The sequence below is a fragment of the Halomonas cibimaris genome (genome assembly GCF_055379665.1).
The window spans coordinates 1,766,954-1,781,538 of the sequence record NZ_AP043828.1 but is presented as its reverse complement, the minus strand read 5'-3'; the positions used below and the strand labels follow the sequence as shown (position 1 = coordinate 1,781,538).

Genomic DNA, 14,585 nt, shown 5'->3' with positions numbered 1-14,585 from the left:
GGCTAGCCCAGCTGCGCCCGCAGAAACCGGCTGATATCGGTGATCTGCGCGGGGCACAGCGCATGGGCCATGTCATAGGTACGATACGTTACCGAGTACCCCAGCGCGCGCAGCGCCTCCGCCCCCTGGCGGCCGAGACTTTCGGGCACCACCGGATCGGCAGTGCCGTGATGCGCCTCAATAGGCAGCGCAGCGCCTTCGCCCGGGCCCGGCACTTCAGGGTCGGCCAGATAGGTCGACATGGCCAGCAGCCCGCCCAGCGGCCGGCCAAAGGTCAGCGCCGCCTGGTAGGCAACCGCCCCGCCCTGGGAAAATCCGGCCACGATAATGCGCCGGCTCTCTATTCCCCGGTCGATCTGTTCATGGAGCAGCCGGTGGATACGCGCGGCGGAATCTGCCAGCTGCGCGGTATCCACCTTGCGTGCCAGATCCGCGGACAGAATGTCGTACCAGGCCGGCATGATCATGCCGTTGTTGACGGTTACCGCAAGGCTGGGGGCGTGCGGCATGATAAAGCGCACGTCGGCCCCGGTGGGAAGATCGAGCTGGGGTATCAGCGGGGCAAAGTCATGGCCGTCCGCGCCCAGCCCGTGAAGAATCAGCACGCAGGCGTTGGCCGGCCGCCCTGACGACGGCTCGATAATCCGTTCCTTTTGCTGTGTCATCGCTTTACCTTTTTCCCGTCTGATGCGCGTTACACGTACCCTAGCGCAATGCTCGGCCGGCCAAAAGCCGGACAACAAAAAACCCCGCCGTGGCGGGGTTTTTCAGCTGGCCGGCGTGGGTGCCGGCCATAAACGGCGTAGCGATTAATCGTTTGCTACGACGTTGGACGCCTGAAGGCCTTTCTTGCCCTGAGTGACGTCGAAGGAAACCTTCTGACCGTCTTGCAGGGATTTGAAGCCGTCAGCCTGAATTTCGGAGAAGTGTACGAACAGATCGTCACCGTTGTCGTCCGGAGAGATGAAGCCGAAGCCTTTAGTGTCGTTGAACCACTTAACGGTACCAGTTGCCATGATCGAAATCCTCGATGTAGCGAAATATAGAGCCGGGAAATACCCGAGTTGCAGTGGGTAGAACAAGAAACTTTCACCAGACTCAACGCATAAGGCGCTTCGATGCTGCTGACAACGTTCGACTTGCTAACCAACTGACGCCATCATGGCCTTTCCCCGAACGCGCGTCAACACAAACCGTAAAATATTGTGGGCCGGCCTTTTTTATGGACAAAAATGATACAGCCTATGGAACCCGTACACGAACGGCGCATCCAAGAAGTTGCACTGACGGCCTCACGCCGGCCGACGGCCAACCATACTTCGAGCCTTGGGCTCCCACGCTATAGGAACACTTATGCTGATACCTGCCCGCTCTCTGCCGCTTGCCGGCCTGCTTGCCGCCGGCCTGGCCGCTGCCACGGCCCACGCCGCCGACCCCTCAAGCACCGCCAATGACGGGCTCAGCACGGCCATTTTCGCCGGCGGCTGCTTTTGGTGCATGGAGCCGCCCTACGATCGCCAGCCCGGGGTAGAGGCCACCACTTCAGGCTATATCGGCGGCGAGCTGGAAGACCCCGGCTACGAGCAGGTTTCGCGCGGCGGCACCGGCCACGCCGAAGCCGTGGCGATCACCTACGACCCCGACACCATCAGCTACGCACAGCTTTTGGAAATTTTCTGGCGCAACGTCGACCCCTTCGCCGAAGATCGCCAGTTCTGCGACAGCGGCTCACAGTACCGCTCGGCGATTTTTTACCGCAACGAACGCCAGCGCGAACTCGCCGAGGCGTCCCTGGCCGAGATGCAAAAGCGTTTCGACCGGCCCATCGCCACGGAACTCGCCGCCGCCGGCACGTTCTGGGACGCCGAGGACTACCACCAGAACTACTACGAAAAAAACCCGCTGCGCTACAAGTTCTATCGCTTTCGCTGCGGCCGCGACGATCGCCTGGAAGCGGTCTGGGGCGACGAGGCCGGCGGCCCTACCTTTGAGTGACCGCCGTTGATCACCGGGTTACGCCGCCCCCAAGCGCAGGCGCCTGCAAAGAACCAGCAGTGCGGCCAGGCACAGCCCGGCAAGCCCGGCGGCCGCCAGATCATCGGCTACGATGCCCAAGCCGCCGGGCAGCGCTTCGGCCCAGCCGACCGGCGGCGGTTTGAAGGCGTCGAAACCGCGAAACAGCCCGAACGCCACGACCTGCCACGGCCAGCGCCGCGCCGGCGGCCCCGGGCAAAGCCTGAGCCCCAGCAGCGCCAGCGGCAGTGCGATGATTTCATCCAGCACGATGCCGCCGGCGTCATCGCCGATAAAAAACTGCATTGACGCCCGGTGGCACACCGGCACCGCCAGCAGCGCCAGCGCGGCGATCGCCGCCGCCTGACGGCCGGGGTTTTGCTTGCCCAGCCACCACGCCAGCGCCAGCCCCCATAGCGAGCCCCACGTTCCCGGCGCTAGCGGCATGAAACCGACGCCGAACCCCGTTGCCAGCCATAAATTAAGCGTATCCATATGGCTTGTCTTTTTTCCTTTTTCCTGTGGCCTTTTCTCTTTGCGCCCGGCGGCACCGCAGCGTCACGCGCCTCGAATCGCCACCGTACTGCCGCAACGACCGGCACTGACTTCGATCCGCAGCGGCATCTGCTCTTTGAGCTCGCTGACGTGAGAAATGATGCCGATCATGCGCCCGCCCCGCTGCAGCTCCACCAGAGTGGCAATGGCCTGATCCAGCGCGTCCCGGTCAAGGCTGCCAAAGCCCTCATCAATAAACAGAGTGTCGAGCTGAATGCCGCCGGCCCATGCCTGGACCACGTCGGAAAGCCCCAGCGCCAGCGCCAGCGCCGCCATGAACGATTCGCCGCCGGACAGCGTCGCCACCGGGCGGTTTTTGCCGGTATAGGTGTCGGTGACGTCAAGCTCAAGGCCCGAGGCGCGGTTGCCCTTGCTCGGCTCCTCCCGGCGTATCAGCTGATAGCGCCCGCGGCTCATGCGCGATAGCCGCATGGACGCCTGTATCAGCACGTCGTCAAGCAGCACGCCCAGCACAAACCGCTGCAGGCTCACGCGCTGGCCGGTATGCCCGTTGGCCACTTCGCTGAGCGTGCCCCACACGCGGTATTCGTCTTCCAGCACTTGCTGCTGCTCTCGGGCCTGGTCAAGCTGCTGGCGCGCCTGGCGCAGCTGGCCGAGCCGGGCGCTTAGCCGGCGCCATTCGCCGTCGGCCCGGGCTTCGGCGGCAGCCGCCTCGCCGGTGCGCGCCTTGAGCGCGTCAAGGTCCGGCGGTGCCACACCTTCAAGGCGCGCGCGGCCGGTTTCCAGCAGGCTTTCCAGCCGGCTCAGCCGGTCGCGGTAGCGCTCGACCTCAGCGCTTAGCCGTTCACTTTCACCGGCTTGCAGCCGTGCCAGCCAGAACGCCTCTTCATCGCTGAAAGGGCTCTCGGCCAGCGCCTGCTGCCAGGCGGTGTCTGCCCGGTCAAGCGCAGCGGCGGCGGCGCGGGCGCGCTGCTCGGCGGCGGCGCGGGCGGCCTCGGCCCCGGCCAAGGCAGTGGCGGCCCGGTGCGCGCGCTCCTGCGCCTGCTGCCAGGCGTTTTCCCGCCGGGTGATCTCTTCGCCTACGCCGTCGCGCTGCTGTGCCAGCGCCTCGGGCGCGGTATCGCCGTCGGCCAGCGCGGCGCGCAGCTGTTCGCACTTGCCTTTCCACTGCTGGTAGTCGGCCTTGGCCGCCTCCAGCGCCGGGGCAAGCTTTTTAAGCGCTGCGTCCTGCTCGCACCAGTTCCGGCGCAGCTCGTTCAGCGCCTGCTGCTGCTGCGCCACGTACTCACCAAGCTCGGTATAGCGCGCGCTGTCACAGCGCTTGGCCTCGCACTCGCCGGCCAGCGCCTCAAGGGAGGCCTCCGCGCGCTCGCCAAGCTCGGCGGCGTATTCGTCGCGGCGAGCGTCGTGATGCTCAAGGCGCTGCTCTATCAGCTGCGCGTGTTGCTTCGCCCGGTATTCAGCGCCCAGCGCCTCTTCGTGGGCAACGCGCGCCTGGCGGACGGCGTCTTCGCTCACTGCCTCGCCGTTTTGGTTGGCCGGGGCGGGATGATCGGGGCTGCCGCACACCGGGCACGGCGACGCCGGCTCCAGCCGGGCCGCCAGCGCCGCCGCCTGCCCCTGATGCCAGCGCAATGCCAGGCGTTTGGCATGCTCGTCGGCGCGGGCCGACTCGGCGGCGCGCTTCTGTGCCTCGCCAACCGCCTGTTTCAGCGCGGCGGCCAGCGCCGGACGCCGGCCGTCGTGCTCGTCCAGCCGGTGGCGGCGGCGATACTGCGCCTGAAGATGCCCCAGCGCCTCTTCGCTGCCGGCAAGTGTCTGCTGCTCGTCTCCGGCCTGGCGAATCGCCTCTCTGCGTTGCTCGCCTTGCTGTTCGATGGCTTCGCGCTGGGTGTCCAGCGCCTCGTAGCGCTGAGCCTGCCGGCGCCATTCGGCCTTTGCAGCAGCGCACTGCGCCTCGTTCTGCGCCAGGTCCCGGCGCTGTTTAAGTGCTTGCGTGAGCGCCTGCATCCGCTCGCGCAGCGCGTCCAGGCCGTCGTAATCGTGACGTGCAGCAGCCAGCGCCTGCCGGGCGCTGTCGCTGTCTTTATTGCGCGCGGTGGCGCTGGCGCTTTGCTGCTCAAGCGCCTGCTCGGCCTCGGCAACTTCCCGGCGGGCCCTTTGGCGCTCGGTAAACGGCGCATCCAGCGCCCGAGTCTGCTCGTGGGCCCTGAGCCGTTCCCGGGCGGTTTCGATCCGCGCTGCGTCCTTGAGGTGCTCAGCGTACGCCGCCTCTCGCTTGCGCTGCTCGTCGAAAAGCGCCTGGTGCTCGGCGCCGGTGCGCTCATTGCGCTCGGCGTGCTGGCGCGCCGAGCGCGCCGCACCCAGGGCGTCAGCGGCGGCTTTTTCCTCGGGGGCAAGGGTTGCCAGGGCCTCGTCCAGCGCGGCGTCGCTTTCCACTTTGCTGGCGTCAAGAATGCCCTGCATGCGCTGGCAGTGGTCGTTCACCTCCCGGGTAATGCCCCGGGCACGTTCGCCGAGCCGGTCTTCAATGCGGGAAAAAAGGTGGGTTTGAAACAGCCGGGCAAAGATCTGCTCGCGCTCGGCGGAGCTTGCCAGCAGCAGCTCGCGAAACTGCCCCTGGGGCAGCACCATGACCTGGCGGAACTGCTTGGCATCCAGCCCCAGTAGCGCCTGCACTTCGGCGGTGGCGTCGTTTACCTTGCGCGCGACCCGACACTCGCCTACCTCGCCGCCGGCGTCAAGGCGCCACAGCTGGGCTTCGGGCTGGTGCGTGGTGGTGCCTGCGCCGCGCGCCTTGGGGCGCTGCTGCTGGGGCACCCGGCGGATCCGGTAGTTCGTCCCGCGCAGGCGAAAGTCGAGGGTGACCTCGGTGAGCAGGTCCGCCGCCGCCTGGTCGCAGCGCATCTGCGCGGGTTCGCGCTCGTTGCCCGTGGTCTGGCCGTACAGCGCAAAGCACAGGGCGTCGAGCAGCGAGCTTTTGCCCGCGCCGGTGGGCCCGTTGATCAAAAACAGCGGGCTTTGCCCCAGCGCGGCAAAGTCCAGCGTCTGGGTGCCGGCAAAGGGGCCGAAGGCCTGCAGCGTCAGCGACAGCGGGGTCATTGCGTATCCTCCTGGTCGCGCTCCAAAGCGGTGATCAGCTCGGCCACGGCGGCTTTCTGATCGGCGTCCAGCGCTTGGCCGCTGACCTGCTCAAAAAAATCCCCGAACATTGCCAGCGCATCCAGGCCGCCGTGCCGGCGGGCCCGCGGTGCTTCGCCGCTCGGCGCCAGCATGCCGGGCTTTTCCAGGTGCAGCACGTTGGGGTAGACCGCGCGCAGTTTGCCCATGGGATCGAGGATGGCGTGGCGGTCGGTCAGGCGTACCAGCAGGTAGTCGTCGGCGGCCGGATCGTCCGCCGCCGCGGCGATCACGTCGTCCAGTTCGCCTTCCAGCACGCGCACCTCGCGCACCGGCACAAGCGCTTGCGGTGTGATGCGGCGCACGCCGCGGGCGTCGATATCCACCAGGGTAACGCCCTTGGTGTGGGCCGCCTCGGAGAAGCTGTACTTGAGCAGCGAGCCGCTGTAGCGAATGTGCGCCTCGCCGCGCTGCTGGGGGCCGTGCAGGTGGCCGAGCGCCACGTAGTCGAATCCGCGCATGGGCTCCCAGGCCACGCTTTCCGCGCCGCCCAGGCTCAAGGGCCGTTCGGAATCCGAGGCGCTGCCGCCGGCGACGAAGCAGTGGCTCATCAGCACCGCCCGGCGCTCGGGGTCGCGCTGCGCCTCAATGCGTTCCACCAGGTAGCGATGGGCGGCGTCAAAGTCGCGCACGTCAACGCCGAAGCGGCTGCGCACGTGTTCGGGGTCGGCGTAGGGAATGCCGTACACGTCAACTTCGACGCCGCCGGCGGTAAGCGTCACCGGGTCGGCAATAGCGTCCAGCGTAGAAAGAATATGCAACCCGGACTTTCGCAGCTGGCGCGCGCCAAAGCCCAGCCGGCGGGCGCCGTCGTGGTTGCCGCTAATCATCACCACGGCCACGCCGCGCGTTTGGCACAGCGCGTGCAGCACCTCGTCAAGCAGCGCCACCGCCGCCGCCGGCGGCACCGAGCGGTCAAAGATATCGCCGGCGATGAGCACGGCGTCCACCCGCTCACGGTCGACCACCTCCAGCAGCCGGTCGAGAACGGCGCGCTGGTCGTCCAGCAGCGAAAGATTGTGCAATAACCGGCCCAGATGCCAGTCGGCGGTGTGCAATAGGCGCATCCCGGCTCCTTCGCGTTCTGTAAGTGATGTATCGTACACGGCGCCTTGCGCCTTTTGCCGCGTAGAATACAGGATTTCCGCCATGCTTGACCGCTTTACCATGCCGCTGACCCACCGCCCGCTGGCGCGCCTTGCGCGCCGGTTTCACGGCCGGCTAACCCCGGATCAGGTAACGCTGGGCGCGTTTGTTATCGGCATGGCGGCACTGCCGCTGCTGGCGTTTGAGCACTATGGCGCCGCGCTTGTCGCGATTGCGCTCAACCGCCTGGGCGACGGGCTTGACGGCGCGCTTGCACGGCTTTCCGGCAAGGCAAGCGATGCCGGCGGGTTTTTGGATATCGGGCTGGATTTCGTCTTCTACGCCGCCGTGGTGCTGGGCTTTGCGCTGGCCGACCCGGCGGCCAACGCGCTGGCCGCGGCGTTTTTGCTGTTTGCCTTTATGGGCACGGCAACGTCGTTTCTGGCCTTTGCCATTGCCGCCCACCGGCGCGGCATAAAGCGCCCGCGCTTTCCGCAAAAGGCGTTTTACTATATGGAAGGGCTGACCGAGGGCACCGAAACCGTGATCGCGCTTACGCTTTTTTGCCTGCTGCCCGGGCACTTTGCCTGGCTGGCCACGCTTTTTGCCCTGGCCTGCCTGCTCACCGCGGCCACCCGGCTGTGGGGCGGCTATCGCGCTCTATGCCGGTAGCACGCTGCGGCGCTGCTCCACTAAAAACACCTTGAACGCCTGCCACAAAGGGCTTCGATAGCGCTCGGGGTGCCACACCAGCGAAAACGTCCGCATCAGCGCAAGCTCGCTTTCAAGCGCCACCAGCTCGCCCCGGGCCAGCTCGCCGGCCACGCTCAGCTGCGACAAACAGCCCAGCCCGAACCCGGCCTTGACCGCCTGTTTAATCGCCTCGTGCTGGCTTAGCTCCATGCGCACGTTGAGCTGCTTTACGTGGCCCAGCGCCGCCGCCTCGAAGATTTCTCGCGTGCCTGAGCCGTTCTCACGCAAAATCCACTGGGCGCCGGCCAGCTCGGCGTTGGTCACGGTAGCGGCCGGCTTTTGCGCCAGCGGGTGGCCCGGTGCGGCAATAATCACCAGCCGGTCTTCGCACCAGGCTTCGCTTTGCAGCCGGGGCTCGTGGCAGCGCCCTTCGATCAGCCCCAGATCGGCGTCAAAACGCAGCAGATCACCGATGACCTCGCCGGTATTGCGCAGCTTCAAGCGCAGATCAACGCCTGGGTGGGCGTCGCTGAAGCGCCCGGCCAGCGTCGGCAACAGATAAGTGCCGACGGTGGCGCTGGCCGAGACGTTCAGCGTGCCCTGCAGGGTGCCGCCCGGCTCTTCGGCGGCGGCGAGAAACTCCGCCATGCCGTCAAGCAAGCGCTCGGCCCGGGGCAGCAGCGCTCGCCCCATGTCGTTAAGGCATACGCGCCGCCCCAGCCGCTCAAACAGCGCCACGCCCAGATGGCGCTCCAGATCCCCCAGGGCCTGGCTTGTAGCCGACTGCGACAGGCGCAGCGCCCGCGCCGCGGCCACCACCGTGCCTTCCCGGGTGACGGCCACAAAAACTTCCAGCTGACGAAAGGTAACGGCGTGGCGCATGGCATTGTGCTCCCTGGTGGCGGCAAGACTCCGGCCCGCCTGTAGCGGCCGAGGTGGCGTACGCTATGCTACCGCTGGCGGCCAGCGCCGGCGACTGTTTTCCCCTGCGGCTGTTTCCATTGCAGCTGTTTCCATTGCGGCTGTTTCCATTGCGGTTGTTTCCATTGCGACTCCTTCTATTGTGAAAATGCGTTCAGCCGTTATCGCTCTATCGGCTGTACCGAACAGTTATATGATGATTTCACGATCATCACAGCGCCGCCGGGCGCTTAGAATGGCGTGGATTTCCCCTCAAGGAGTAACGCCATGTGGCAAGGCCTGTTTCTGTGCGCCGCCCTCACGCTGGCAGGATTTGGCATCTCGGTGCTGCCGGGCATCAGCCAAAGCGGCGTCAGCCCGCTGGTGTTCTCGCTGCTGCTGGGGCTGGTGCTGGGTAACCTGCCCGCCGCCCGAGGCCTTGCCGGCGCGGCCAAACCCGGCCTTGGCTTTGCCACCCGCTGGCTTTTGCGCGGCGGCATCGTGCTGTTCGGCTTTTCGCTCACCGTGCAGCAGATCTTTGCCCTGGGGCCGAAAATCATCCTGCTGGACGCCATCGTCATCAGCTGCGTGGTGACCGCGGGCTACTTTATCGGCACCCGGGTGCTGGGCATGGACCGTGAAACCACCCTGCTGACCAGCGCCGGCAGCGCCATCTGCGGCGCGGCGGCGGTGCTCGCCACGGAATCCACCATTCGCTCACGCCCGGCGGCGGCGTCCATGGCCGTGGCCACCGTGGTGCTGTTCGGCTCGCTGGCCATGCTGATCCACCCGCTGCTGTACTCCGTGCTGCACGTAAGCGAAGGCCTGTACGGCGTCTACATCGGCGCGACCGTCCATGAGGTGGCCCAGGTGGTCGCCGCCGGCGAGGCCGTAGGCCCCGAGGCGTTGACCAACGCCATTGTGGTCAAGCTGGTGCGGGTGATGCTGCTGGTACCCTTCCTGCTGATCGTTGGCCAGTGGTGGCTGCGCAGGCAGGCCGCCCACGCCGAGAGCGGCGCGGATGGCAGCGCCGTGGGCGAAGCGGCCCGGCTGACCATTCCCTGGTTTGCCTTCGGCTTCATGGCCATGGTGGGCGTCAACAGCGTCATCACCCTGCCCGGCGCGCTGCACGATACGCTGATTCTCGGCGGCCAGATCGGCATGACCATGGCCATGGCAGCCCTTGGCTTTGAAACCCGCATTGACAAGCTCAAGGCGCTGGGCGTTCGCCCTTTTATCCTCGGGCTTATTTTGTTTGTCCTGCTCGTCGTTGGCGGCGGCGCGGCCAGCCAGCTTATGCTGGGCCAGCTCTGATCTAACGACTTCCTCGAAGTGAACCAGGCGGCCCCGGCGGCCGCTTTTTTATGGCCAAATAACCGCGAATTGCAGGTTGTGACCGAGACGCGCACCATGATCGGTCATCTCCCCTGCAATCGATCAACAAGAGGCCCACCATGTTTGGCAATCCCCTGGCGGTGTATTACGCGTTTCTGGCTTTAACGGCTTTGCTGGGTGGCCTTTTGGCCTTGCTGGCGCCGCAGTGGCTATGGCTGTGGAGCGTCATGCCGCTACTGGCGTGGCTCGGCGCCCGGGACCTGAGGTCCACCCGCAACGTGCTGCGTAACTATCCCGTTATCGGCCACATGCGCTATCTGTTCGAGTTCATTCGCCCGGAAATGCGCCAGTATTTCTTTGAATCCGATCTCAGCGGCCGGCCGTTTAACCGCGCCCAGCGCGAAATCGTCAATGCCCGCGCCCGGGGCGAGGGCGATACTTCGCCGTTCGGTACCCGCCGCGACATGGAAGACACCGGTTTTCACTTTGTCCAGCATTCGCTGGTGCCCCAAGTCGTGGACGCGCGCCACGCCCGGCTGACCATCGGCAACGCCCAGTGCTCAAAGCCCTACAGCTCCTCACGGCTGAACATCTCCGCCATGAGCTTCGGTTCGCTTTCCGGCAACGCCGTGGAGGCGATGAACAAGGGGGCCAAACTCGGCGATTTTGCCCAGGACACCGGCGAAGGTGCGATCAGCCCCTACCACGAGGTTCACGGCGGCGATCTGATCTGGGAAATCGCCAGCGGCTACTTTGGCTGTCGCAACGACGACGGCACCTTCAACGCCGAGCGTTTCGCGCAAAAGGCCACCCGCGAGCAGGTCAAGATGATCGAGCTCAAGCTTTCTCAGGGGGCCAAACCCGGACACGGCGGGTTCTTGCCGGGCAGCAAGGTCAACCGGGAAATTGCCAGCACCCGGGAAATTCCCATAGGACAGGACTGCGCCTCGCCGGCCTCCCACCCGGCGTTCGACACGCCCGTTGGCATGCTGCGCTTTCTTCAGCGCCTGCGCGAGCTCAGCGGCGGCAAACCGGTGGGCTTCAAGCTGTGCCTGGGCCGCCATCACGAATTCATGGCAGTGTGCAAGGCCATGCTGGAAACCGGCATCGTGCCGGACTTCATCACCGTGGACGGCGCGGAAGGCGGCACCGGGGCGGCACCCACGGAGTTTTCCGACTTTATCGGCACCTACATCAACGAAGCACTGCCGTTTGTGCACAACTGCCTGGTGGGCATCGGCAAGCGCGAAGAGGTCACCGTGATTGCCGGCGGCAAGGTGGCCATGGGCTTTGACATGGTGGAAAAGCTCGCTCTGGGCGCGGACATGTGCAACGCCGCCCGGGCGTTTATGTTCTCGGTAGGCTGCATTCAGGCGCTGCGCTGCCACGCCAACACCTGCCCCACCGGTGTGGCCACCCAGGACCCGGCGCGCAGCCGCTCACTGGACGTGGAAAGCAAATCCAAACAGGTGCATAACTACCACAGGGCCACAGTGGCCTCGTTTATGGACATCGTGGGTACGCTGGGGCTGGAAAGCCCCGACGAGCTGGGCCCGCAGCATATTTTCCGCCGCTCGATGAAGGGCCCGTCGCGCTCCTGTCGCTTCCTTCATCCTCAGGTGGCCTCCGGCGCGTTTATCAAAGGCGAGCTACCGGAAGAATACGCCGAGGCCTGGGACATCGCCCGGGCGGAGCATTTTTAACCCGGCTCTTGCCCGGCTCTCGCTACCTCGCCTTTCCTCTCTTGCCGCCGGGCTCTAGAACCCGGCGGTTTCCAGGTGGCCGGCCAGCTCTTCAAGCACCTCAATGCCCTGAATATCGGTTGCCAGCCACGGCAGCCGCGGCCGCGGGTAGCCGGCAAGCTCGCGGTCGATACGCGCCAGATACTGCCCTTCCTGCTCTCGGCGGCGGCGCAGAAACTCGCCGTCAGCGTTTTCCGGGATCACCCGATTGACCAGCGTGGCCGCCACGGGAATGCCCGCCTCCTTGAGCGCGGCCACCGAGCGCACGGTTTCCAGAATCGGCAGCCGCTCCGGCGTCAGCACGAATACAAAATTGCTTACGCTTTTATCTTCCACCGCGCGACGGGCCTGCATGAACAGCCGGCGGCGGTCCTTGAGCGTCTCGGCAATCGAGCGGGCGCGGTCGTCCAGGTCACTGTCGTCTTCGCTGGCCGGGTCGGCAAAGGGCGAGGCCACGTCCTGGCCGCCTTTTGGCGTCAAGTGCTTGAGCACCTTGCTCAGCTCTTCGGACTTGCGGCTATGGGACAAAAGCCCGTCGGTCCAGGCGGCCATGGCCTCGGGCAGGCTCAGCAGACGCAGGGTGTGGCCGGTGGGAGCGGTGTCGAACACGATCAGGTCGTAGGCGTCGCCTTCATCCACCACCAGGCGAGCGATGCGCTCCAGCAGCGCGGCCTCCTGAGTGCCCGGCGACTGGCGCGACAGGCGCATCTGGCGCTCCATTTCGTCCATCATCCGCGGCACGGTGAAGCGGCGCATCTGGTTGGTGACGCGCTTGAGGTGCGCCTCGACCTCGGCGTCCGGGTCGATCTCCATGGCGTCCAACCCCGGCGCCAGCCGGCGCGGCGCATCGCCCAGCTCACGGTCAAACACGTCGCCCAGGCTGTGGGCAGGATCGGTGGAAACCACCAGCACCCGCCGCCCGCGCCGCGCGGCCAGCAGCGCCAGCGCCGCTGAGACGCTGGTCTTGCCCACCCCGCCTTTGCCGCCTACCCACAGCAGGCGGCGCTTTAGAAGTTGTTTCATGGGGTTATTCCGTCAAGAAAAATGTCAGCAGCAGCGCATATCGTCCAGCGGCGAATGCTCCATGCCCATGCGCCGATGCCAGTCGTGAAAGCGCTCCAGCATCAGCGGCTGCAGCTCGAGGGTGTAGTAGCTCACCGGGTTGGGCACGCCCATCAGCTCGGAAAACACCATGAGCATGAACAGGTCGTCTTCGTCGCGCTTGGCCCGGGCAATCGCCCCGCGGTACGGGGCGCTGTAATACTCTTCGGCAAGATAACGGGCTCGGCCAAGCCAGGCCTTGAGCTTTTCCCGCCGGGGTGTTTCGGCATCGTCCGACATGCGTTCTCCCGCGTAAAAACGTGGCTGTCGTCTTGCATGGTAACGCAAAAAAGGCGGCCCGCAGGCCGCCTTGCATCACATGCGCAAGCCTATGCTGCGCTATTTGGCAGCCTGCTCGGCTTTTTCCTGGCGCAGCCGCTTGAGGGTGGCGGCGCACTCCATGGCCACCAGAATCGAGGCGATCAGCACCACGATATCCAGCCCCAGCAGGAAGTAGTTTTCCGCCTGATAGAAGCTTTTGAGCTGGGCGAACAGCGCCAGCACCGTCATGCTCAGCAAAAAGATCAGCGGGGCCAGGGTGTACCACACCGGCCGGCCCAGGCGCATCAGCATCACCGACACCACCAGCAGGGTCAGCCCCGCCAGCAGCTGGTTGGTGGTGCCGAACAGCGGCCAAATCAGCAGCCCGCCGGAGCCGTCTGCCCCCGCGCCAAAGGCCAGCACCAAACAGCTGCCCACGGCCAGCAAGGTGGCAATCGCCGGCTTTTTCATCCACTGCTGGTTATAGATCGCGCCCCACTCCTGGAAGATGTAGCGCTGCAGGCGCAGGCCGGTATCCATGGTGGTGCCGGCGAAAAGTGCCGCCATCACGGTCAAAAGCGTGGCCGCGGTGGTTTCCGGCAGGCCAACGCCGTTGCTGATGATGTAGGCGCCGCCGTCCACAAAGGCGTTGACCCCGCCCTTGCCGAAGGCATCGTACATGGCACTCCACTCGCCGTAGGTGGCAAAGCCTGCGGTGGCGGCAAGAATCGCCCCCAGCGCCAGCATGCCTTCCCCCACCGCGCCGAAGTAGCCCACAAAGCGCGCGTCGGTTTCCTTGTTCAGCTGCTTGGAGGTGGTGCCGCCGGCGACCAGACCGTGGAAGCCGGAAATCGCCCCGCAGGCAATGGTCACAAACAGCAAAGGCAGCATCGACGGCGTCCCCGCCGGCACGTCGGCGTTGACCATGGGCGCGACCAGCGTGGGGTTGAACACCACCAGCGCCCCGTAAAGAATGATCAGGCCGATAAACAGCTGCAGGCCGTTAATATAGTCCCGCGGCTGCAACAGCATCCACACCGGCAAAAGCGACGCCACGGCGGCGTAGCCGAACAGGATCAGAATCCATACCGCGTTGCCGGACATCGCCCCCACCTGCTCGGGCATCTGCACCGGTACGGAAGGCCCGATGCCGATCAGCGCGTACAGCGCCACCACGCCGATCACCGAGACCACGGCCAGGCCCAGAATCCGCCGGTAGATCAGCTGGCCGATCACCAGCGCCACCGCAATCGCGCCCCATACCGGCACCACCGCACTGGGGTATTTCATCATCAGCCCGGCGATGACCACGGCAAACACCGCGTTGACCATCAGCAGCAGCAAGAAAATCACGATCATGAACACGCTGCGCGCGCGCTTGCCCACCACGTCGCCGGTGAGCGCGCCGATCGAGCGGGCCCTGTTGCGCACGCTGGCCCAGACCGCGCCGGTATCGTGGACGCCGGCAAACAGCACGGTGCCGAGGCTGACCCACAAAAAGGCCGGCAGCCAGCCCCAGATCACCGCAATCGCCGGCCCCACAATGGGCGCGGCCCCGGCTACCGAGGTGAAGTGGTGGCCCCACAGCACGTAGCGGTTGGTGGGCACGAAGTCCACGCCGTCCTCGAACTCGTGGGCCGGCGTCTTGAAATCCGGGTCCAGCCGGAAAATCTTCTCGGCGATGAACTTCGAGTACACCAAGTACCCGAGCGCCATCAGGCCAAGGCCCAGCGCTAATGCAATGACTGCACTCATAGC

13 protein-coding genes are annotated in these 14,585 nt (G+C 65.7%); 4 read left to right on the top strand and 9 right to left on the bottom strand.

Annotated elements, in window-relative coordinates; genetic code table 11:
* Nucleotides 1–2: 2 nt before the first annotated feature.
* Complete coding sequence (locus ACZ415_RS08260) at nt 3–665, bottom strand: alpha/beta hydrolase (RefSeq protein WP_344703465.1); 663 nt, start codon at nt 663–665, stop codon at nt 3–5.
* A gap of 144 nt (nt 666–809) precedes the next feature.
* A complete protein-coding gene (locus ACZ415_RS08255) occupies nt 810–1,016 on the bottom strand; it encodes a cold-shock protein (protein ID WP_344703463.1) in 207 nt (68 codons plus the stop codon).
* A 337-nt stretch (nt 1,017–1,353) separates the two neighbouring features.
* Between ACZ415_RS08255 and msrA the strand changes: the two genes are divergently transcribed.
* Nucleotides 1,354–1,995: a peptide-methionine (S)-S-oxide reductase MsrA gene (msrA, locus tag ACZ415_RS08250; RefSeq protein WP_344703460.1), complete on the top strand. Its 642-nt coding sequence runs from the start codon at nt 1,354–1,356 to the stop codon at nt 1,993–1,995.
* Between the two features lie 18 nt (nt 1,996–2,013).
* Here msrA and ACZ415_RS08245 read toward each other — a convergent pair whose 3' ends face one another.
* The 3 genes from ACZ415_RS08245 to ACZ415_RS08235 all read right to left on the bottom strand — a co-directional run bounded on the left by ACZ415_RS08245 (nt 2,014) and on the right by ACZ415_RS08235 (nt 6,776).
* Nucleotides 2,014–2,508 (bottom strand): phosphatidylglycerophosphatase A family protein, encoded by a 495-nt coding sequence (locus ACZ415_RS08245; protein WP_344703458.1) that lies wholly within the window; start codon nt 2,506–2,508, stop codon nt 2,014–2,016.
* Between the two features lie 63 nt (nt 2,509–2,571).
* Nucleotides 2,572–5,631, bottom strand: coding sequence for an SMC family ATPase (locus ACZ415_RS08240; protein ID WP_344703456.1), 3,060 nt, complete (start codon nt 5,629–5,631; stop codon nt 2,572–2,574).
* Nucleotides 5,628–6,776: an exonuclease SbcCD subunit D gene (locus ACZ415_RS08235; protein ID WP_344703454.1), complete on the bottom strand. Its 1,149-nt coding sequence runs from the start codon at nt 6,774–6,776 to the stop codon at nt 5,628–5,630. Before ACZ415_RS08235 ends, ACZ415_RS08240 begins: the two co-directional genes overlap by 4 nt.
* Before the next feature lie 82 nt (nt 6,777–6,858).
* Between ACZ415_RS08235 and ACZ415_RS08230 the strand changes: the two genes are divergently transcribed.
* On the top strand, nt 6,859–7,467 hold the full coding sequence (locus ACZ415_RS08230; protein WP_344703452.1) for a CDP-alcohol phosphatidyltransferase family protein: 609 nt from the start codon (nt 6,859–6,861) through the stop codon (nt 7,465–7,467).
* Here ACZ415_RS08230 and ACZ415_RS08225 read toward each other — a convergent pair.
* Nucleotides 7,456–8,370, bottom strand: coding sequence for a LysR substrate-binding domain-containing protein (locus ACZ415_RS08225; protein WP_344703450.1), 915 nt, complete (start codon nt 8,368–8,370; stop codon nt 7,456–7,458). The two genes, ACZ415_RS08230 and ACZ415_RS08225, sit on opposite strands and share 12 nt — an antisense overlap.
* 306 nt (nt 8,371–8,676) lie before the next feature.
* Here ACZ415_RS08225 and ACZ415_RS08220 point away from each other — a divergent pair, with 306 nt between their 5' ends.
* Nucleotides 8,677–9,702 carry a YeiH family protein gene (locus ACZ415_RS08220; protein WP_344703448.1) on the top strand — a complete coding sequence of 342 codons (1,026 nt, stop codon included), beginning with the start codon at nt 8,677–8,679 and terminating at the stop codon, nt 9,700–9,702.
* 140 nt (nt 9,703–9,842) lie between these two features.
* On the top strand, nt 9,843–11,426 hold the full coding sequence (locus ACZ415_RS08215; RefSeq protein WP_344703446.1) for an FMN-binding glutamate synthase family protein: 1,584 nt from the start codon (nt 9,843–9,845) through the stop codon (nt 11,424–11,426).
* Between the two features lie 54 nt (nt 11,427–11,480).
* Here the strand turns inward: ACZ415_RS08215 and ACZ415_RS08210 are convergent, their stop codons facing one another.
* The 3 genes from ACZ415_RS08210 to ACZ415_RS08200 all read right to left on the bottom strand — a co-directional run bounded on the left by ACZ415_RS08210 (nt 11,481) and on the right by ACZ415_RS08200 (nt 14,582).
* Nucleotides 11,481–12,488 carry an ArsA family ATPase gene (locus ACZ415_RS08210; protein ID WP_344703444.1) on the bottom strand — a complete coding sequence of 336 codons (1,008 nt, stop codon included), beginning with the start codon at nt 12,486–12,488 and terminating at the stop codon, nt 11,481–11,483.
* A 24-nt stretch (nt 12,489–12,512) separates the two neighbouring features.
* On the bottom strand, nt 12,513–12,806 hold the full coding sequence (locus ACZ415_RS08205; protein WP_344703442.1) for a cory-CC-star protein: 294 nt from the start codon (nt 12,804–12,806) through the stop codon (nt 12,513–12,515).
* Nucleotides 12,807–12,905: 99 nt separating this feature from the next.
* Entirely contained in the window at nt 12,906–14,582 is a 1,677-nt protein-coding gene (locus ACZ415_RS08200) for a carbon starvation CstA family protein (RefSeq protein WP_344703440.1), read from the bottom strand.
* Nucleotides 14,583–14,585: the final 3 nt, after the last annotated feature.